Source organism: Escherichia sp. KCJ4928 (genome assembly GCF_004352695.1).
GTDB lineage: Bacteria > Pseudomonadota > Gammaproteobacteria > Enterobacterales > Enterobacteriaceae > ECMA0423.
The window spans coordinates 1-1058 of record NZ_SJWV01000438.1 but is presented as its reverse complement, the minus strand read 5'-3'; the positions used below and the strand labels follow the sequence as shown (position 1 = coordinate 1058).

Genomic DNA, 1058 nt, shown 5'->3' with positions numbered 1-1058 from the left:
GGAATGTTATGTCAATTGACTTTACCCCAGGTATAATAAATACATATCACGGCGATATTTATAACTGCACAACAAATACCGATAATGTTAAAACGCCAGACACATCGAAGTGGCCTTGTGATAATTGGGAAGAACAACAACCCATTAATTCCACATTCTCTGGAGAAGGATACAACCCTGAACAATTTGATTTAGCGCAACAACAACTCCAACAAATTAATGCATGCCACACGAACACCACATATACAAATGCAGACTACTCAAAAGTTGTGGTTCAACTTGTAAGTCTTATTAATAACATTGAAACGATAAGTTCGACACCACTTACGCAACAGACACAATCAATACTTAATCAGATTCATAACATTAGATACGAAAAGGATAAGGATTCTGTATGTCAAATCATTGTTGTCGTTAATCCAGAACCCAACAATCCAATCATAACTAAAATTCTCGTAGAAGAAGGAATACCCGAAATATTCAGTGTCCAAACCGTTTCTTCCGATAATAAAAATTTTGCTGGGCAACGAGCTGACTTACCAACTGATATAAGAGACATTCAAAGCTTGTACTTAAAAATGGCGAAGCTGTATATTGAGCACAGTGAAAATGAAAATAGGATGGAAGCCCTTGCTGGATGCGACTTTATTGATTTCAACATGACAGGGCAAGATATGTCTAGGCTAGTCCTAACCTTATCAAATTTTTATTTTGAAGATCTACTTAATATAAATTTCACTGACGCAAATTTATTTAACACTATTTTTTCACACAAGGAAAATCCCATCCCCAAACTACATAAATATGAACAACATCTTGACAAACAAATCAATGGCTTGTTTTCTACATTGTTAACTATTAATGACAACTCTTTACGCGCGAAAGCGGAAATTGCTTCGAGAATAATTGATTTCTTAGAGGCAAAGGTAGTGAATCTTTCATTTGATGACATATTAAAATATAAGCAAGAGTTCAAAAAAATATGTTATAAACAACTTCAAGAGTTTACAACACCCTCTCTATACAATAAAATTCAAAAATGGGCAACAATGTCTAAA

General features: G+C 34.1%; 1 protein-coding gene. It reads left to right on the top strand.

The window, feature by feature from the left end; translation table 11 throughout:
* Positions 1 to 8: 8 nt before the first annotated feature.
* Positions 9 to 1058 (top strand): hypothetical protein (locus E0D98_RS24650; protein ID WP_131891323.1); only part of this gene is annotated, 1050 nt, incomplete at its 3' end.